The 19,915-nt window shown below is 46.3% G+C and carries 19 protein-coding genes; all 19 read right to left on the bottom strand.

Features of this window, described 5'->3' with window-relative positions; all coding sequences use genetic code 11:
• Positions 1-41 precede the first annotated feature (41 nt).
• The 19 genes from AB4Z30_RS20405 to rnpM all read right to left on the bottom strand — a co-directional run bounded on the left by AB4Z30_RS20405 (position 42) and on the right by rnpM (position 19,889).
• Positions 42-275 carry a YlzJ-like family protein gene (locus AB4Z30_RS20405; protein ID WP_441929307.1) on the bottom strand — a complete coding sequence of 78 codons (234 nt, stop codon included), beginning with the start codon at positions 273-275 and terminating at the stop codon, positions 42-44.
• On the bottom strand, positions 272-1,045 hold the full coding sequence (locus AB4Z30_RS20400; RefSeq protein ID WP_441929306.1) for a ClpP family protease: 774 nt from the start codon (positions 1,043-1,045) through the stop codon (positions 272-274). The genes AB4Z30_RS20405 and AB4Z30_RS20400 overlap by 4 nt, the downstream gene beginning before the upstream one ends.
• A 236-nt stretch (positions 1,046-1,281) precedes the next feature.
• Positions 1,282-2,931, bottom strand: a complete 1,650-nt coding sequence (locus AB4Z30_RS20395; protein ID WP_441929328.1) for a ribonuclease J — start codon at positions 2,929-2,931, stop codon at positions 1,282-1,284.
• Positions 2,932-3,449: 518 nt separating this feature from the next.
• Entirely contained in the window at positions 3,450-4,328 is an 879-nt protein-coding gene (gene dapA, locus AB4Z30_RS20390) for a 4-hydroxy-tetrahydrodipicolinate synthase (protein ID WP_441929305.1), read from the bottom strand.
• A gap of 47 nt (positions 4,329-4,375) precedes the next feature.
• Entirely contained in the window at positions 4,376-5,593 is a 1,218-nt protein-coding gene (gene dapG, locus AB4Z30_RS20385; RefSeq protein WP_441929304.1) for an aspartate kinase, read from the bottom strand.
• A gap of 295 nt (positions 5,594-5,888) precedes the next feature.
• On the bottom strand, positions 5,889-6,485 hold the full coding sequence (locus tag AB4Z30_RS20380) for a dipicolinate synthase subunit B (protein WP_441929303.1): 597 nt from the start codon (positions 6,483-6,485) through the stop codon (positions 5,889-5,891).
• Positions 6,482-7,381: a dipicolinate synthase subunit DpsA gene (gene dpsA, locus AB4Z30_RS20375; protein ID WP_441929302.1), complete on the bottom strand. Its 900-nt coding sequence runs from the start codon at positions 7,379-7,381 to the stop codon at positions 6,482-6,484. The genes AB4Z30_RS20380 and dpsA overlap by 4 nt, the downstream gene beginning before the upstream one ends.
• A gap of 192 nt (positions 7,382-7,573) precedes the next feature.
• Entirely contained in the window at positions 7,574-8,026 is a 453-nt protein-coding gene (gene dut / locus AB4Z30_RS20370; RefSeq protein WP_441929301.1) for a dUTP diphosphatase, read from the bottom strand.
• A complete protein-coding gene (locus AB4Z30_RS20365) occupies positions 7,983-9,263 on the bottom strand; it encodes a M16 family metallopeptidase (RefSeq protein WP_441929300.1) in 1,281 nt (426 codons plus the stop codon). The genes dut and AB4Z30_RS20365 overlap by 44 nt, the downstream gene beginning before the upstream one ends.
• 102 nt (positions 9,264-9,365) lie before the next feature.
• Complete coding sequence (locus AB4Z30_RS20360; protein WP_441929299.1) at positions 9,366-10,361, bottom strand: polysaccharide deacetylase family protein; 996 nt, start codon at positions 10,359-10,361, stop codon at positions 9,366-9,368.
• A gap of 173 nt (positions 10,362-10,534) precedes the next feature.
• Positions 10,535-12,637 carry a polyribonucleotide nucleotidyltransferase gene (gene pnp, locus AB4Z30_RS20355; RefSeq protein WP_441929298.1) on the bottom strand — a complete coding sequence of 701 codons (2,103 nt, stop codon included), beginning with the start codon at positions 12,635-12,637 and terminating at the stop codon, positions 10,535-10,537.
• A 259-nt stretch (positions 12,638-12,896) separates the two neighbouring features.
• Positions 12,897-13,166 carry a 30S ribosomal protein S15 gene (gene rpsO, locus AB4Z30_RS20350; RefSeq protein ID WP_056700672.1) on the bottom strand — a complete coding sequence of 90 codons (270 nt, stop codon included), beginning with the start codon at positions 13,164-13,166 and terminating at the stop codon, positions 12,897-12,899.
• 158 nt (positions 13,167-13,324) lie between these two features.
• Positions 13,325-14,263: a bifunctional riboflavin kinase/FAD synthetase gene (locus AB4Z30_RS20345; RefSeq protein WP_441929297.1), complete on the bottom strand. Its 939-nt coding sequence runs from the start codon at positions 14,261-14,263 to the stop codon at positions 13,325-13,327.
• A 70-nt stretch (positions 14,264-14,333) separates the two neighbouring features.
• Complete coding sequence (gene truB / locus AB4Z30_RS20340; protein ID WP_441929296.1) at positions 14,334-15,257, bottom strand: tRNA pseudouridine(55) synthase TruB; 924 nt, start codon at positions 15,255-15,257, stop codon at positions 14,334-14,336.
• Positions 15,251-16,228, bottom strand: a complete 978-nt coding sequence (locus tag AB4Z30_RS20335; RefSeq protein ID WP_441929295.1) for a DHH family phosphoesterase — start codon at positions 16,226-16,228, stop codon at positions 15,251-15,253. Before AB4Z30_RS20335 ends, truB begins: the two co-directional genes overlap by 7 nt.
• Before the next feature lie 19 nt (positions 16,229-16,247).
• The gene (gene rbfA / locus AB4Z30_RS20330) at positions 16,248-16,613 is read right to left on the bottom strand and encodes a 30S ribosome-binding factor RbfA (protein ID WP_441929294.1); all 366 of its coding nucleotides are present in this window, start codon (positions 16,611-16,613) and stop codon (positions 16,248-16,250) included.
• 25 nt (positions 16,614-16,638) lie between these two features.
• Complete coding sequence (gene infB, locus AB4Z30_RS20325; protein ID WP_441929293.1) at positions 16,639-19,266, bottom strand: translation initiation factor IF-2; 2,628 nt, start codon at positions 19,264-19,266, stop codon at positions 16,639-16,641.
• Positions 19,259-19,588, bottom strand: a complete 330-nt coding sequence (locus tag AB4Z30_RS20320; protein ID WP_123064487.1) for a L7Ae/L30e/S12e/Gadd45 family ribosomal protein — start codon at positions 19,586-19,588, stop codon at positions 19,259-19,261. The genes infB and AB4Z30_RS20320 overlap by 8 nt, the downstream gene beginning before the upstream one ends.
• On the bottom strand, positions 19,581-19,889 hold the full coding sequence (rnpM, locus tag AB4Z30_RS20315) for an RNase P modulator RnpM (RefSeq protein WP_441929292.1): 309 nt from the start codon (positions 19,887-19,889) through the stop codon (positions 19,581-19,583). The genes AB4Z30_RS20320 and rnpM overlap by 8 nt, the downstream gene beginning before the upstream one ends.
• Positions 19,890-19,915: the final 26 nt, after the last annotated feature.

Raw genomic sequence — 19,915 nt, 5'->3', positions numbered from 1 at the left:
CATATGTTCTTTTTCTGCACCATTTGTCTGAATTCGTCGCGTTATGTTGGATTCGTGTTAACCGAAAGGGATACGGTTGAACCCGGCTGGTTTGCCGGATCCAGATAAGCTTCAAGAGGACATTCAAGTAAACGCACGATAACCGCTTCCGTTTCATTGACCGGTCTGACTTGCATTAACAAACCGTTCATGCGAATCTCTTTTGTATCCGCGACCTCTGTCCACATGCCTGACCATAACTGCTCTGGCGGCATTACGGTATACATTGTGCTCATTGCGTGTATCCTCCCGCCTGCATCGTTTGTCTTTTATCCCCCATAAGCTTGTTCAATTGTGCAATGGCTTGACCAATACCTCCAACCGCATCCATCAGGCCGTACTTCACCGCGTCTGCACTTCCTACCGCAGTACCGATGTCCCGATTCAATTCTCCTGTCTTGAACATCAACTCTTTGAACATCTCTTCCGAAATGTTGGAGTGGGATGTTACAAAACGTACAACACGCTCCTGCATCTTTTCCATATATTCAAATGTCTGCGGTACACCAATAACTAGTCCGTTCATTCGAATAGGGTGAATGGTCATTGTCGCACTCCCTGCAATAAGCGAATACGTTGAAGCGACCGCAATAGGCACACCGATACTGTGTCCGCCTCCAATAACTACAGTCACGGTTGGTTTACTTAGAGAGGCAATCATCTCAGCGATCGCAAGTCCAGCTTCTACATCGCCGCCTACCGTATTGAGGATAATCAGAATCCCCTCAATCTTCGGATTTTGTTCTGCTGCTACCAGTTGTGGGATAATATGTTCGTACTTTGTTGTTTTATTTTGCGGGGGTAAAATCAAATGCCCCTCCACCTGACCAATAATGGTCATACAAAAAATGTTGGATTCACTGGCGGGTGACTGTGTTTGTCCAAACTGCTGAATCGACTCCGTTACTGGAGAAATGTGCTTGTCCTCCTGTACCGGAATATCCGGTGCTTCTGTCTCCGGCTGATTGGACCTTGGTATTTGCTTGTCATTCAACTGCTCATTCATTAATGTTGTCCCCTTCTCCTGAAAAATGTAATGGTTTGATCTTTACCTTAGTATGGGGAATCTTCCAACAAGCTTATACTTTTATTGAACAATCATTTCCATCATTCAGGCCTAGGACTCATAAATCCTCTTAAAAAACGCAAAAAAAGCCCCTTCTCTACGAGGAACCGTCCAATATTACTCGTAGAGAAGGGGCGACTGTGTGCCTGATTATATGTTTTTCGTTGATCTTATTTTTAAACTTCCATAATGATTGGCAAAATCATCGGTCTGCGACGAGTTTGCTCATACAGGAAACGTCCCAAAGCATCTTTAACATTTGTTTTGAGTGAAGCCCACTCATTTACGTTTTCGCTCATCAGCTTCTGCAATGTGCTACTAACGATACGGTTAGCCTCATCGAGAAGTCCTTCCGATTCACGTACATACACGAATCCGCGGGAGATGATATCCGGACCGGAAACAATTTTACCATCCTGCTTGCTGAGTGTTACCACAACAACAAGAATACCATCCTGTGACAAAAGCTTACGATCACGCAGTACAATGTTACCTACGTCACCTACTCCCAGGCCGTCAATCAATACATTACCGGCAGTAACTTTACCTGCTTTACGTGCTGATCCGCCTTGAATCTCTACAACTTCACCGATATCTGTGATGAAGATGTTGTCCGGGTCGATGCCTACGGATTCAGCGAGAACTGCGTGACGACGCTGCATCCGGAATTCACCGTGAATTGGCAGGAAGTATTTCGGTTTCATCAGGTTGAGCATGAGTTTCAATTCTTCCTGGCTACCGTGACCAGATACGTGAACGCCGCTGTTGGCACCGCTGTAATGCACATTGGCTCCCAAACGGAACAGTTCATCAATTGTACGGCCTACATACTTCTCATTCCCTGGTACAGGTGTTGCTGCAATGATAACCGTATCTCCAGGAAGGATGTCCACTTTACGATGTGTAGAACGTGCCATACGTGTCAATGCTGACATTGGCTCGCCTTGGCTACCTGTGCACAAAATAACTACGCGATCTGCTGCCATCTTTCCAACTTCTTCCGGTTCAATAATCATACCGTCCGGAATTTCAAGGTAACCCAGTTCCGAAGCAATACCTACCACGTTTACCATGCTGCGTCCGATAACTGCAACTTTACGTCCAGTGACATCTGCTGCATTGATAACCTGTTGAATGCGGTGTACGTTGGAAGCAAACGTTGCGACAACGACACGTTGACTTGCTTTGCGGAAAATATCTTCCAGCACGATACCTACATTTTTCTCCGATGGTGTGAATCCAGGCTTCTCCGCATTAGTACTGTCAGACAACAACGCGAGTACGCCGTTCGTTCCGATCTGTGCCATACGTTGAAGATCTGCATACTGACCATTCACTGGCGTATGATCAAATTTGAAGTCACCCGTGTGTACAACTGCCCCTTCAGGTGTTTCAACACATACCCCAACGGAATCCGGAATACTATGGTTAGTAGCAAAGAATGATGCTTTCAGCGTCGAACCCAGTTCGATCTCCGAATCTGCATTGATGAGAATACGCTTTGTATCACCCAGCAAATTAGCTTCCTTCAGCTTGTTCTCTACTAGACCAAGTGTGAGCCTAGTTCCGTATACCGGTACGTTCAAGTGCTTGAGAACATAAGGTAAACCGCCAATATGATCCTCGTGTCCGTGAGTTAAAATAATGCCGCGTACTTTATCACGGTTTTCAGTCAAGTACGAAATGTCAGGGATGACAATATCAATACCAAGCATGTCTTCTTCCGGGAATTTAAGACCAGCGTCTACGACAACAATGTCGTTCGCGTATTGGATAACATACATATTTTTACCAATCTCGCCTACGCCGCCCAATGCAAAAATCATCAGCTTTTCATTATTATTATTATTATTTTTCTTAGACAAATGAATCTGAACCTCCTATGGTAGTTGGACGTCGTACCTTATTATTTATTGTAAGTTAAGAAAAGTAGTTCAAACATTACACACCCGTGAATCAGGAGTGAATGTAAATGAACACCTTTATTCACGATATTTGGAAGAAGTTCTTCGAAGTTATTTCCCATCACCAACTCGTTGGATCTGAAGTGCCCCTCTTAGCCGTTCCTTCCTTTTTCACCGCAAAGCCACACCATCGAAACGATGTCGCTTTCAATTTCAAAAAAATACCGCACCCAGTCACTTGACATCATTATACATGATTAAAAACAGAAAAAACAAGTCACTCTCTCGTTAACCTGTAGGTTTCCCCTACCTAACAAAAAAGAAACCTTACACTGTTCGTCAAAAAAAGAACCGCTGCCTCAACCTGAGAGGTGCGGTTCTTTCGTGAAACAAAGCATTCATGCTTATAATTAATAAATGATTGCAGATCCAACTGTTATTTACAGTTGAAGCAAATTTTTAATGTATTCCTGTTCCTCAGCCGTTGGCGGAATTAGAGGCAGACGCACTGAACCAACGTCAAAACCGCGCAACGTCAGAGCATATTTTACCGCTACCGGATTTGGCAAAGGCTGCGGGCACTCAAACAGCCCTTTGAATAGCGGGAAGAGCCTTTGGTGAATTCGTGTGGCCTGAAGTGGATCGCCACCGTAAAAGGCATCGATCATTTTTTTCATCTCCGCGCCCACCACATGACTTGCCACGCTAACGATGCCATGAGCACCGACAGCAATAGCTGACAGACCCGCTGCATCATCTCCAGAATAGACTCTGAAATGTTCCGGTGCACCTGCAGCAATTAAGGTAACCTGCTCCATAGAAGCACATTCCTTCGTTGCCACGATATTCGGAATTTGTGCAAGGCGTAACGTGGTTGCAGCAGACAGATTAGCGACAGTACGTCCAGGAACATTGTAGAGCATCACTGGCAGCTTAGTTGCTGCAGCAATAGCTTCAAAATGTTTGTACATCCCTTCCTGACTAGGTTTGTTGTAATAAGGGACTACCAATAATACGCCGTCCGCCCCGACACGTTCGGCTTCCTTCGTCAGATGGATGGAGTGTGCCGTATTGTTGCTGCCTGTTCCCGCTATAATCTTGCATCGTCCAGCCGCATGTTTCACTGCAAATTCAAATAATTGAACTTTCTCTGTATCACTAAGTGTTGGCGACTCCCCTGTTGTTCCAGAAATCACGAGAGTCTCAGACTTTTGATCAACGATTAGATAATCGATGAGACATGCTGTTTCCTCCCAATGAATCTCTCCTTGTGCATTGAACGGAGTGACCATTGCTGTAATCAATCTTCCAAAGTCCAATTCGATTCCTCCCTCAAAACAAGTCTGGCTCCGCTAACATGGATGAGTTACAAGTGAAGTTCGAATGAGGTATGAAGTGCCCTCAAGGCCTGAACCATATCTTCTTTTTTGACAAGTACCCAGATCGTTGTATTGGAATCCGCAGATTGCAAAATCTGAATGTCTGCCAGAGTCAGTGACTCCACAATGCGGGCCATAATTCCAGGCACACCGTTAATTCCTCCGCCAATAACAGATACTTTAGCACAGCCAGACAGACTTTGAGGCTTTAGACCAATCTCCTGCAATACACGTATAGCCTTCTCAGAATCACTATCAAACACGGTATAGACAACTCCTGAGGGGGTAACATTAATAAAATCAACGCTAATTGAATTTTCAGCCATCGTTTTAAAAACTTTCAATTGCAGACGATCCGTTCCACCGGGAACATCCACTGTAATTTGTGTAACATTACTCACATAAGCAATACCCGTTACATAACGGTCAATAATGCCTGTCTGTACATCCTTGAATCCTTCGGGATGGGTAACAAGTGTGCCTTCTGTATCGGCAAAAGTAGATCTTACCCGTACCGGTATTTGGGACTGCATTGCGATTTCTACCGCACGCGGATGAATGACCTTTGCTCCATGATGAGCCATATTGCAAATCTCCGCATAACTTACGACAGTCAGTGGACGAGCATCTTCTACAATACGGGGATCAGCTGTCAAAATGCCGTTTACATCTGTATAGATGTCCACCATCTCAGCTCGTAATGCTGCACCCAGAGCTGTTGCAGATGTATCACTGCCTCCGCGGCCCAGTGTCGTAAAATCACCTTTTTCTGTCTGTCCCTGGAACCCGGTTACAATGACAACACGACCAAGTTGAAGCTGTTCCAGCACACGAACAGGACGGACATCCAATATTCGGGCATTCCCGAAATTGTCGTCCGTCACAAAACCCGCTTGTGCACCGGTCAGCACTGAAGTTGGAATCCCTTCATGTTCAAGCAAGCTGCTGAGTGTTGTTGCTGAGATGATTTCACCACAGCACAGCAGTAAATCTTTTTCGCGAGCAGATAGTGCATTTCCGTTCTGTGCAGCCCAGTCCAAGAGTGTGTCCGTGGCATAAGGCTCGCCGCGGCGACCCATGGCTGATACGACAATAACCAGGTTTAATCCTGCTTCAAGCTCACGTTTAACATGCCGGAGCACATGCTCTCTCGCTTGAACGGTTGAGAGCGACGTACCTCCGAATTTTTGAACCATAATACGCATCTTTATTCCTCCATTTGTGTACGCAAGAAGACTGGACACGGGTCAAATCAACAAATGCATAACCCTTGGGAGCGTTCCGATGCGATAATCTCAGCAATGTATACGGCCATGTATCTCAAATACACCTCTCCTGCTTGCTTCATGATCACTCTTGGCAAGCAGGAATGCCCTTATGAACAGGAACGTGGTAGAGGTAGCTTTGCAATCCAGCTATCGTCCCCCATGATTTTCTTTGTCTCTCGAACCCTTCTTCATTTCTCCAAGCGTATAACCGTTATTGCCCTGGCCATAATTCTTATGCCTGTGAAGTGCGCTCCACAATCATCGGCTGCAGCTGCTTTCCTTCCAGCGCACTCCAGCAAGCTTCCGGAATCAGCTCCATTTTGGCAACTAACGAATTTGGTTTTTTCATTGGATCATCTTGACCAAATGGCACAAAATACAAATATTTGGCCACTAATAATTTTGCAATATTTGCTGCATTCAAACCGAGACCATCATTTGTCGATATCGCCAGCACAAGCGGACGCTGATTACGCATCTGCGCTTTGGCAGCCATCAGCACCGGGCTATCGGTCATTGCATTAGCCAGCTTGCTTGTTGTGTTTCCTGTGCATGGAGCAATGACCAGCACATCAAGCAGTTTAGAAGGCCCCAAAGGCTCCGCCTCAACAATTGTRGAAATGATGTCATTACCCGTTATATCCTTCAATTGTTTTTGCCAATTCTGCGCCGTGCCGAAGCGTGTGTCTGTCGTGAGTACCGAGTTCGAAATAATCGGAATGACATTTGCGCCTTCGGACACAAAACGGCTAATGACCGGCATAACCTCTTCAAATGTACAATGAGACCCCGTAATTGCGTAACCTACCGTTTTACCCTGCCAGTTCATGATTTAACCTCCCGTGCGTTCTGTTCTTCCAAAAGCAAACGGATTAACGCGTCGGCAATAATGCCGCCAGCCGTTTTTGGAGCAACAATACCGGGGAGGCCTGGTGCAAGCAGTGCCTTGATGCCGCGTTTGTCTGCATATCTGAAATCACAGCCGCCAGGAGCGGATGCAAGGTCGATAATGACTGCTTTTTGAGGCATTCTGGACAGGATTTGTGCTGTGATTATCATAGTCGGTATCGTATTAAAAAGCAAGTCAACTTCCCCGGTTTGGGCGGCCAAATCCGTTGTCATGAAAGGCTTCCAGCCCATGATTGTTGCGCGGGCAACATCTTCATTTCTACGGATTCCCACCCGTACATTGGCCCCAAGCCCCTGCAGAGTTTTAGCCAGCGTAAACCCTGTTCGGCCGATGCCAAGCACGATGCATTCTGACCCGTGAATCGTAAAATCCGTTTCTTTAATTGCAATGGCGATGGCTCCCTCTGCTGTCGGAATCGAGTTATACAGTGCAATGTCATCACGATCAAGCACTTCCACAAGCCTAAGGTCGTTCTCCTGGCAAAGTTCACGTAAAAACGGCTTTGCCATACCTGTGAACACGGTACAATGCTCCGGCAAGGCAGACATATGTTCCTTTTTCAAAACAATAGGATCACTACTAAACGAAGAGCTTACTCTCCCTTGATCATCGCAACTAACTACTGGCAGTACCAGCACATCTGCAGAAGCAAACACATCATCCTCAAGCTCGCGGTGTTCAATTCCCGGAATAACTTGCTCCAGTTGATCGAAGCCTACCACACTTACCGCTGCATCCAGCTCGGCGCACTTTTGAATGACTTCAAGCTGCCTTGCATCTCCGCCCAGAACGACAATCCGGACTCCGGTCAGCATCGGGACGTCACTCCTTTCACCACATGTATGCCTTATCGTATGCAGCAGCCCACAGGGGGGTGAAAACAATAAATGAATGTACTCGAGTTCAACATAAAAAAAAGCCGCCCTGTGAAGGACGACTTTGATGCACGATGTTCTTTACATTCTTCAACTACTACTTTTAGACAAGAAAGATCTCATACGTTATGGTTACTTACCTGTATGACCAAATCCACCTTCGCCTCGCACGGTATCCGAAAGTTCTTCCACTTCGGTCAATTCGATGACAGGCACTGTCTGGAACACGATCTGTGCAATACGTTCTCCGCGCACAATCGTAAACGCTTCCTGCCCCAAATTAATGAGCAGCACTTTCACCTCTCCGCGATAATCCGCATCAATGGTTCCTGGTGTATTCAGGCAGGTAATCCCGTGTTTGAACGCGAGTCCGCTACGTGGACGAATTTGAGCTTCCAGCCCAGCTGGCATCGCCATCGCAAGACCAGTAGGGATCAAGGTACGCTGCCCCGGCTCTAGCACAACCTCTTCTTCCAGTGCCGCCACAACATCAAAGCCGGCAGCCAGCTCAGACATTTTTTGTGGCAGTTTAATATCTTCGTTACCCGGTAACTTCTTTATTTGAACGTAATGCAACCAAATCATCCCTTCTCAGTCCGGCAATCGTCTTGTCTGAAGCACCCACCATAGCGAGCGCAAACGGCTCTGCAAACATCAGATCAAGTACGGCGTCGATATCATTCATTGTAACTTGCTCGATTTTTGCAATCATTTCATCGAGCGTATGGTGTCTGCCCAGCATCAGTTCGTTTTTCCCCAGTCGGTTCATTCGGCTGCCCGTGCTCTCCAGACTCAGGATCAGACTACCTTTCAGCTGTTCCTTGCCTTTACGCAGTTCATCTTCGGATAAACCATTTACAGCTAAATCATGCAGCACTTCTTTGGTCAGATCAAGCACTTCTTTCGTCTGTTTCGGCGCTGTACCTGCATAAATGGTGAATAAGCCACTGTCTGCATGAGAGCTATGATAAGAATAAACGGAGTAGGCAAGCCCGCGCTTTTCGCGAATCTCCTGAAATAATCTGGAGCTCATGCCGCCGCCAATCGCATTGTTAAGAACAACCATGGCAAATTGAAGCGGGTCTCCGATTTTGCAGCCCGGAAACGAGATACAGATGTGATTTTGCTCCGTTTTCTTTTTGTGGAAGAGCTGACCACTTTGAAAAGCTGGCGCGTTCACTTTCTCAGTTACACCTTTGACATCAAACGCACCAAAGTGTTTCTCCATCAGATCAATCACACTATCATCAATGTTACCCGCAATACTGATCACGGTATTCTCGATGGTGTAATGCTCTTTCATATAAGCACGTAAATGACTGGAATCCATCACTTTAAGACGTTCTTCGGTTCCCAGGATTGGATATGCCAGTGGATGCTCTCCATATGCAGCGAGCGCCATCAAATCGTGAACCATGTCGTCAGGCGTATCCTCGTACATTGAGATTTCTTCCAAAATCACATTTTTCTCCTTGACCAGTTCACCGTCGTCCATTTTGGAGCGGAAGAACATATCGGACAACACATCAACCGCAATTGGCAGATGCTCATCCAGTACTTTTGCATAATAGCAGGTATATTCTTTGGATGTAAATGCATTTACGTTACCGCCGATCGCATCAAACTGCTCCGCAATCGCTTTAGCATCAAAACGATCCGTACCCTTAAAAAGCATATGTTCAATAAAATGGGATACCCCGTTATTTTCTGTTCGCTCATTACGCGAACCTGTTTTGACCCATATTCCAAATGACACGGAACGACAGGTCGGGATTTGTTCCATCACGACTCTGAGGCCATTGCCCAGCTGAATTTTTTTCACGGTTGGCCCTCCTACATCTCTATAATTGCCCTGATCTCAATAATGAATAAATTGAAATCGACATTTGGTCCCAACTTTTTGATATTAACAAAAAAACGGCGTTCACTCAACCGCTTGGCCCTTAACCCTTTCGGAAGACAACGTCTCACTTACGGTTCCTAACGACAATCCTTTGGCGTGAATTGAATCAATCATGCCTTTTAGTGCACCGGCAGAGGAAGCTGTCGGATGCATGAGAATCAATGTTCCCGCTTCGGTTTTATTCGCAATTTTGGCTATGACGGAGTCTGGATCTGGTTTGCGCCAATCTACTGTATCTACCGTCCACAGGACTGTTTTCAGCCCCAGGGATGCCGCGATATCCACTGTTTTTTGATTAAAATCACCCGAAGGCGGTGCGAACCAATGATTTTCAACACCAAGCGTTTTCTTCAGCAGTTCCTGGGTTTTGCTTATCTCCAGTCTTGCCCTCTCTGCACTTAAACGACTCATATTCGGGTGTGAATACGCATGATTGGACAGCTCATGTCCGCGCTTTTGAATTTCCTTGGCCAGTTCGGCGTTCTTGCTCAGCCAGCTTCCATCCAGAAAAAAAGTAGCTTTCACCTGCTCGGTATCAAGCGTGTCCAGCATTGGAACGAGGAATTCATTGCCCCAAGCCACATTAATCATAAAAGAAACCATCGGTTTACTCTCATTACCTCGATAAATCGGATGTGCTCCCAAGTCTTTTAATTGAATTTCCGGTTCGGTCTGGCGATAGACATAAGGAATTTTGGTATTGAGTGTGCCGCTTAAGGCCTTGCGATAGGTTGCTTCCACATCAATTTCCAGACCATTATAACCGGGGATCGCTTTCCATACCCGATCTACTCTCGCATTCACCGGTGCAATTCGAGTTTGAGCTGCCTTATCTTTAATCGCAGACAACAACGATTCTTCTCCGGTCGCTTCCTTGAACATATCAAATGCATTCTGCGTGCCTGGGCCATCACGGATCTCCGTAATGTATGTACGTACACTGTCGACTTGTCCGATTAGCATGACCGCTGCCACACCCGCGAGAACAACCGCCAGTTTTTTGGATTGGTTTCTCACAGCTCCATCCTCCTGCCGTCTTTGTCCCCATCATATGAGGACAAGGGCCGGAATATGATTAAAAGCCTCATTTCTGGATAAACAGCTTTCGATTTAAACGTTAAAAAAAGAGCCAGAAATTCGCATTCTGCCTCTTCATTCAATCTTGCATATGTTATTCAAACATCAGCTACCTAGGATTGCGCAGGAGCTTCTGCTGTCAGTACTGCTTTACGGGACAAGTTGATTCGACCTTGTGGGTCAATCTCGGTTACTTTTACTGTAATGGAATCACCGATCGCCACAACATCTTCTACTTTCGCTACACGCTCAGTAGACAATTGAGAGATGTGAACCAGACCTTCTTTATTTGGCAGCACTTCAACGAATGCACCGAATTTCTCAACGCGTTTTACTTTGCCGACGTAGATTTCGCCAACAAGTACTTCGCGTACAATACCTTCGATAATCGATTTGGCTTTATCATTCATCTCCTGGTTGGAAGAAGCGATAAAGACACGTCCATCCTGCTCGATATCAATTTTAACACCGGTTTCTTCGATGATTTTATTGATGATTTTACCGCCAGCACCGATAACATCACGGATTTTGTCCGGATTGATATGCATGGTCGTAATTTTAGGCGCATATTGGGACAATTGCTCACGAGGTGTTTTCATCACTTCGGTCATTTTACCCAAAATGTGCATACGTCCTTCTTTGGCTTGAGCAAGCGCTTCGGACAAAATTTGACGATCGATTCCATCAATTTTAATATCCATTTGAATCGCTGTTACGCCTTCAGGTGTTCCTGCTACTTTGAAGTCCATGTCGCCCAGATGATCTTCCATACCTTGAATATCACTCAGGATAGATACATGGTCTCCGTCTTTGATCAGACCCATCGCCACACCAGCTACCGGAGCTTTGATTGGTACACCCGCGTCCATCATTGCAAGTGTGCTGGCACAAATACTTGCTTGGGATGTAGAACCGTTGGATTCCAATACTTCAGACACCAAACGGATCGTGTACGGGAAGTCCGTTTCAGAAGGAATGACTTTGGACAACGCACGCTCACCTAGCGCACCATGTCCGATTTCACGACGTCCTGGCGCACGAAGCGGACGAGCTTCACCTACGCTGAATGGCGGGAAGTTATAATGATGCATGAAACGTTTTGTTTCTTCCAGACTGATGCCATCCAGAATTTGAACGTCACCCAGCGCACCCAAAGTACAAATGCTCAGTGCTTGTGTTTGTCCACGTGTGAACAGACCTGAACCATGTGTACGCGGAAGCAGGGAAGTATCACATTCAATTGCACGAATCTCAGCAAGGCCGCGTCCATCCGGACGAACTTTATCGTGAGTGATCAGACGGCGCACTTCTTCTTTGACGATATCGTGCAGCACTTCTTTCACATCTTTCAGCAGTTCAGGGGATTCGATGTATTTCTCTTCAAAATGAGCAACAGTTTCGTCATTCACGACATCAATCGCATCTTGACGGGCATGTTTCTCAGCAATTTTAACTGCTTCCACCAGACGTGCACTTGCAAACTCACGCACGCTGCTGTTCACTTCTTCATTAACGGCATGCAGTTTCACTGCCATTTTTTCTTTACCGGCAACTTGTACAAGCTGTTCAATGATTGTCACAATGTTTTTGATTTCGTCATGTCCGAACATAATTGCTTCAAGCATTACTTCTTCTGACAATTCATTCGCTTCGGCTTCAACCATCATGATTGCATCTCTAGTTCCTGCAACCACGAGTTCAAGTTCGCTGATTTCAAGCTGGGCAATCGTTGGATTAATGATGAACTCTCCATCAATACGACCAACTTTCACGCCACCAATTGGACCGCTGAAAGGTACATCGGAAATGCTCAGTGCTGCTGAAGTACCAATCATGGCTGCGATTTGTGGTTCGCAATCCTGATCCACACTCATAACAATGTTCAGAACTTGTACATCATTACGGAAACCTTCCGGGAACAATGGACGAATCGGGCGGTCTGTCAGACGACTTGCCAGAATCGCTTTCTCGGATGGTCTGCCTTCACGCTTGATAAATCCACCCGGGATTTTACCTACAGCGTACAATCTTTCTTCATAGTTCACCGTCAGTGGGAAAAAGTCCAGATCTTTCGGCTCACTTGATGCTGTCACGGTACACAATACTACAGTATCTCCGTATGTTACCTTAACGGCAGCATTTGCTTGCTTGGCCAAACGCCCGGTTTCAAGCGTAAGCTTTCTTCCTCCAAGCTGCATTTCAACACGTTGTTCCATGAAATCCCTCCTTTAGTTCGTTCCTATCACAATGGATTCTGCATATTCACAGTATTTCCTGCTTGTCCAGCATTCATTAGCTTTGGTTGGACAGATCGCAGGCTGACTTGCAAAACAAAAGCTCCTTGCGGAGCCCTCAGCTACAAATATATGGCAACATGTTCATCTACAAAACAACCCGGCTGTAAGCTCCGCTTGTCCTTTTGAACAAAAGAAAGACGGATAACAGCCAGGTTGATTTTGAAAACATGTACGATAATTAACGACGCAATCCGAGCTTTTCGATCAGTGCGCTGTAACGTTTAACATCTTTGTTTTTCACGTAAGCCAAAAGCTTACGACGTTGACCTACCATTTTCAAAAGTCCACGACGTGAGTGGTGGTCTTTCTTATGCGTACGCAAGTGGTCTGTCAAACTTCTGATGTTTTCCGTAAGGATAGCAACTTGCACCTCAGGTGATCCAGTATCGGACTCATGAGTTTTGTGCTCGTCGATCAGTTGTTGTTTACGTTCTTGAGTCAATGCCATCCTATTCACCTCCTTCATTATAATCGCCATTAGCCTCGTCACCGCCGGTGAGAGCGTGTAACCAAGCTAAGGTTAGTGTTATCACTTTCGACAACGTAGTACATTATATCATACTTGCCCGGACAAAGTAAATGTAAACATCAATTCAATCAAAGTTTTTAGGACAGCAAGCGAGCTGCAGTAAGTGCATCTTCACGGATCTGAGCAATCAAAGCTTCAATGGAATCGAATTTTCGTTCGTTGCGAATGTAGTGCACCAATTCCACTTTCAGTTCCTGATCATAGATTTGGCCGTCAAAATCAAGCAGATGTACCTCGTATGTCGGTCTCATTCCATTCTCATGAAAGGTAGGTTTGACACCAAGGTTCATCACACCTGCCAGTTCTTGATTGCCAACATTCACTCGTACAGCATAGACACCTTTGGCAGGTGTAACATAGTGATCGGTAAGTTCGAGATTGGCGGTAGGAAAACCAATGGTCCGTCCGCGTTTCTCTCCGTGAATAACAGTTCCTCTGACACTATAAGGACGTCCAAGCCACTGGCTCGCCTCATCCATCTCACCACGCTTCAAGAGAGCACGAATCAGTGAACTGCTTACTTTCTCCCCTCCAAGCAAGAACGGGGGAACAGTCTCTACGGTCATTTCTCCATCCCCCAGCACACGAAGCATCTGCTCATCCCCTGCTCCTTTGTGACCAAAGCGAAAATCGAATCCAACAACAGCTGTACGCGTCTCAATAGGAAGCAACAGTTCATGAACGAATTGCTCTGGGGAAAGCTGTGAAAATGATTCATTGAACTCGACAACATAGAGTATGTCTACGCCCATGTCAGCCAGAATTTCTTCTTTGTCTCTGAGAGGCGTCAGATAACCCTCGTAATCCCCTTTGCGCATAACTTCCTTCGGATGTGGATGGAAGGTCATGACGGCCGCCTTCATGCCTGATTCCTTTGCAATGCGAACAGCGGACAGAATGACACTTGCATGTCCGAGATGCAGMCCGTCAAATTGACCGATTGCCAGCACTTGGGGATGTGTACTCAGTTCCGCTGATTGTAATGTTTGCGGATAAGTTAGCATTACGGTTTTCACAATCATTCACCTGCATTTCACTTGATAGGCCAAGCTTGAACCTCGTCATTACTCCAAGCCCGGTACCTCTTTATTCCGGTAAGAAGACTTTAACAGCCCTCACGGTTGGTTTCAATTCATCCCGCTCAAAAATCCCCAGAAATGTTCCATCCTGAGCATACAAACGCAATAGCCCTGGCTTCTCCACAGGCGGATCCAATAAACGTGCAGACAGCTTTTGACCCTGTAGAGCGCCCTTCGTCTGTTCTTCTCCAACTTTATGCGCTGGGATGAAGGAAATCGCTTCATCTACTGGAATCAATGCTTCAGCAAGCGTATTTTCATTCATGCGCTGTTCCACTTCTTCGATACGAAGACAGTGATCAGCTGATATTCCTGCGGAGATGGTCCGTTCCAGTTTAACCATAGTGGAGGGATAACCAAGCTCGCGACCAATATCTACGCACAAGGTGCGAATATAAGTTCCTTTTGAACATAGAGCGCGAAACGATATATCGGTTGCTCCATCACTGGTCTCTATTCCGGTAAGCTCCAGCTCATAGATCGTAACTTCTCGGCTCTTGCGCTCAACCGTCTTACCCTCACGAGCAAGTTCATATAGACGTTTGCCATCTACTTTTACCGCGGAATACATCGGTGGAACCTGGGAAATGGTACCCATAAACTGCTTAAGTACCTCCTGCACTTGCTCCTGAGTTACTTCTACAGGGGATTCTGAACGTTCAATAACTTCACCCGTTAGATCCTCAGTGTCTGTAGCAAGCCCCAGCCGGAGTGTCGCCAAATATTCCTTCGGAAGTTCCTGCATATACTCTACCACTCGAGTCGCTCGTCCAAGACATAACGGGAGAACCCCGGTTACCTGTGGATCGAGTGTGCCCGTGTGACCGATACGCTTCATTTTCAAAATCCGACGCATTTTGGCTACAACATCATGAGAAGTAAATCCCGCTGGTTTGTATACCGGGAGAATACCTTCAAAGGGTTTTACCATTGTGTATTCACCTGCTTCAGCACTTTTTCCACGCTCTCTTCAACCTTGCCTTCCAGTCGGCATCCAGCTGCGAGAACATGTCCGCCGCCACCAAAAGTTTGTGCCAGTGCTGCAACATCTATTTTACCGGCTGAGCGCAAGGAAGCTTTAACAGCATTATCGTTGATCACTTTGAAAAAGATACCTACTTCTACCCCACGAATGTTGCGGGTATAGTTCACGATCCCTTCAAGATCTTCGTTCGCTGCCCCACATTCCTGCATATCTTCTGGTGTAATAACAACCCAGGCAATTCTGCCGTCTTCTGACATTTGCAAGGATGACAGTGCCTTGTTCAAGATGCGGATCTGCGGAAGAGTGACCTCTTCGAGCAGCATTTGTGCCAAATAAGGCCCATCCACACCATGCTCCAGTAAGCGAGAAGCAACAGCCATCACATTGGGACTTGTATTCGCATAACGGAATCCACCCGTATCCGTCAGCATACCTGTATATACTGCCGTAGCTATATCCTTATCCCATGTAATATCGAAGAGTTCCAGCAATTCAAACAAAATTTCGGCCGTAGCTGCTGCATCGGATTTAATAATGTTCACTGTACCATATCCGTTATTCGTAGGATGATGATCGATATTTAAAATAACTGCGTCTTCCTCGAAATATTGACGGGTAAGCCCCACTCTGGCAAAGTCAGCACAATCAACGCAAATAATCGCTTTATACTTACGCTCCGGGGGTTGTTCGGTCAAGTTCACAATGGCATCCGCATGATACAAAAAACGCATGCGTGACGGGATTTCACCCTCGTTAATCATTGTGAATGTCTTTCCCAGACATGACAGCAGCCAGCCCATCGTTACCGTCGAGCTGACTGCGTCACCGTCCGGCTGTACATGCGACACGACCAGGTAATCGTCATGCTCCAGCAGGAATTGTTTTCCTGCTTGGAGCGCCTGTTCATAAGTGTGCATTGCCGTCTCCTCTATTCTGTTACTGGGATTCGTTTTTGTCGTTGTCGGAACCAATATCGCCAAGCAGCTTTTCAATCCGGCTGCCGTATGCAATCGATTCGTCAATCTTGAATATCAATTCGGGAACATGACGGAAACGGATACGTTTGCCGAGTTCCGTCCGCAAAAAGCCATTTGCTTTCGCAAGTGCCTTAAGCGTGTTATCTTTCTGCTCCTGTTCACCGAAGACACTCAGATAAACTTTGGCTTGCGACAAGTCGCCAGTCACTTCAACTCCCGTTACGGTAATAAAGCCGATCCGTGGATCTTTCAGTTCTGACTGGATAAGCAGACTCAATTCTTTCTTAATCTGCTCGCCCACTCTACCTGTACGAATCTTAGCCATTGTTGTTCACCTCATACTTCCTTGCTTATCGTTGTACGGTCTCCATAATGAAGGCTTCAATTACATCGCCTTCCTTGAGATCGTTGTATTTATCCAATGTGATACCACACTCATAACCTTGAGCCACTTCTTTGGCATCATCTTTAAAGCGTTTCAGGGAATCCAGCTTACCTTCGTAAAGCACGATACCATCACGAATCAGGCGAGCTTCCGCAGAACGCGTGATTTTGCCCGAGGTAACCATACAACCTGCAATAGTACCCACTTTACTGATGGAGAAAGTGTTACGTACTTCAGCATGGCCAATCACTTTTTCTTTGTAGATCGGATCAAGCATACCTTTCATTGCTTGTTCAATCTCTTCGATAACACTATAGATGACGCGATGCAGACGAATGTCTACTTGCTCTTGATCCGCAGTGATTTTAGCCTGATTTTCAGGACGAACGTTGAACCCGATCACGATGGCATTGGAAGCCGCAGCCAAAATGATGTCAGATTCCGTAATCGCTCCAGCACCGCTATGAATAATCTTCACGCGTACGCCTTCAATTTCGATTTTCGCAAGGGAACCTTTCAATGCTTCAACCGAACCTTGCACGTCACCTTTGATAATCACATTCAAATCTTTGATCTCGCCATCTTTGATGTGTTGGAACAGATCATCCAAAGTTACACGTGTGTTCGTACCCAGATCGGATTCACGTTGCGTAATCGCACGTTTTTCAGCAATGGAACGAGCTTTACGCTCATCTTCGAACACCATGAACGGATCTCCCGCACCTGGTACTTCAGTAAGGCCTGTGATTTCTACCGGAGTAGACGGTCCAGCTTCTTTCAAACGACGGCCTTTATCATTGACCATCGCACGTACACGACCGAAGCAGTTACCTGCCACGAACGCATCCCCGACTTTTAATGTACCATGCTGTACAAGGATACGAGCAACCGGGCCACGACCTTTATCAAGCTCGGCTTCAATCACCGTACCGCGGGCACGTTTATTCGGATTCGCTTTGTATTCATTTACTTCTGCAACGAGCAGAATCATTTCAAGCAAACCTTCCAGACCCATTCTTTGTTTCGCGGATACGTTGACAAAGATTGTGTCTCCGCCCCACTCTTCCGGAACGAGTTCATAGTTGGTCAGTTCCTGCTTCACTTTGTCAGGATCAGCACCCGGTTTGTCGATTTTGTTGACTGCAACGATAATCGGCAGACCCGCGGCTTTGGCATGGTTAATCGCCTCAACCGTTTGTGGCATAACGCCATCATCCGCAGCAACAACAATAATCGTCATATCCGTAACTTGTGCTCCACGCGCACGCATTGCTGTAAACGCTTCGTGACCCGGAGTATCAAGGAACGTAATTTTCTTGTGATTGATTTCAACTTGATATGCACCGATATGCTGCGTGATTCCGCCCGCTTCGCCGCCAGTTACATTCGTAGAACGAATAGCATCCAGTAATGTTGTTTTACCATGGTCAACGTGACCCATGATTGTTACAACCGGAGGACGGGATTGAAGATCTGCAGCATCATCATTCTCTTCCACAGTTTCAAAACGGTCATCTTCAAGCACGATCTTCACTTCAACTTCAACACCGAATTCACCTGCGAGCAGAAGAATGGTATCAATATCAAGTTCTTGGTTAATGGTTGCCATGACACCCATACCTATAAGCTTTTTGATAACTTCGGAAGCATCCTTGTGAAGAAGTTTCGCCGTTTCACCAACCGTCATGTCACCACGAACGATGATTTTCTTCGGTGTGTTGTCGATTTTTTCACGTTGCACATACTGTTGCTGATTTCTGTTACGGTTGTTCTTGCCACCGCGGTTATTACGGAAGTTACCACCACGATTGTCGTCGAAACGACGTCCACCGCCGCCTGTGCCTCCACCATTGGAGCGGTTGCCGCTGTTATTACCGGAACTGCCTTGACCGCCTCTACGTTGGCCACCTTGTCCCTGGCCTTGCCCCTGCCCTTGGCCACCACTACGGTTAGCGCTATTGCTGGAGTTGCCACCAGTGTTCGGTCCTGTTGTTCTGTTAGGACCGCTTGAGTTTGATCCTGTTGTTCTGTTAGGACCACCACTATTGTTTGGTCGTTGACCCGATCCTTGCGGGCGGGAAGCCGTGTTTCCTTGACCGCTTGAAGCTGGTCTTGGACGATTTCCGGTTTGTCCCCCTTGGCTTGAGCCTTGGGAAGAAGAATTTGTTCTGTTACGGCTATCTTGGCCGCTTGGTCTTTGAGTGCCATTGTTATTGTTGGAATTTGGTCTATTGTTCATACCTACCTGCTTTTCCTGTTGTATTTTTGTTTGTACGGGACTACCGGTTGTGTTGCTGTTATTCGGCGTGTTCACTCCGCCGCCCGGTTTGTTGCTGTCCACTGGTTTGTCACTGCGTACAGCCGAAGTTGCAACAGATTTTGCTTCGTTGCCTTGTTTCGACGCGGCAGTGGATTTAATATCTTTAAAAAATTGTTCCACCTTACCAACCGAACCATTCTCCATAACACTCATATGATTGTTGACAGGAATATCCAGTTTCTTAAGAATGGTGATAATTTCTTTACTGCTCATGTTAAGGGACTTCGCATATTCATAAACTCGCAATTTTTCCTTGTTTTCCTGTTTACTCAATATACTCCACCTCCGACATTATACCGACTTGCTTGGAGATCATTTTTGCAAACCCAAGGTCTGTTACTGCAAGAACAACCCGCGTGTCTTTACCGATGCTTGACCCTATACGGTCACGATCTAGACCGATAAGAAGCGGAACCTTGTAAGTAGCACATTTGTCGCGAAATTTCTTTTGTGTATTCGCCGAGGCGTCACCTGCTACAATAACCATCTTGGCTTCACCTGAACGGATCGCTTTGTGTACAATCTCATCACCTGTAAGAAGTTTACCAGCGCGCATGGAGAGCCCGAGGTAAGATAACACTTTCGTATCACTCATGCTCTTCACGCTCCTGTGCAGCTAAGAATTCATCCTCAACTGCAACGAAATCCGCAGCGAGTTGTTCATAGATTTCTGGTGAAACTTTGCCCTTAAGTGCTCGATCCAGCGCCCGATTTTTGAGTGCAAGCTTGAAGCAAGACTCTTTGCCACACAGATATGCACCGCGTCCAGACTTTTTACCAGTCAAATCAATCAACACTTCGTCCTCTGGCGTTTTAACGATGCGAATCAGTTGTTTTTTGGGCATCATTTCCTGGCATGCCACACATTTACGCAGCGGCACTTTTTTAGGTTTCATACGTCAGCGCCCCCCCGTGCTTTCCT

Origin of the sequence: Paenibacillus sp. 2TAF8 (assembly GCF_052114825.1) — a bacterium.
GTDB lineage: Bacteria > Bacillota > Bacilli > Paenibacillales > Paenibacillaceae > Paenibacillus.
Note: the sequence above shows the minus strand (reverse complement) of the source record. Positions and strands in the feature narration are given on the sequence as shown.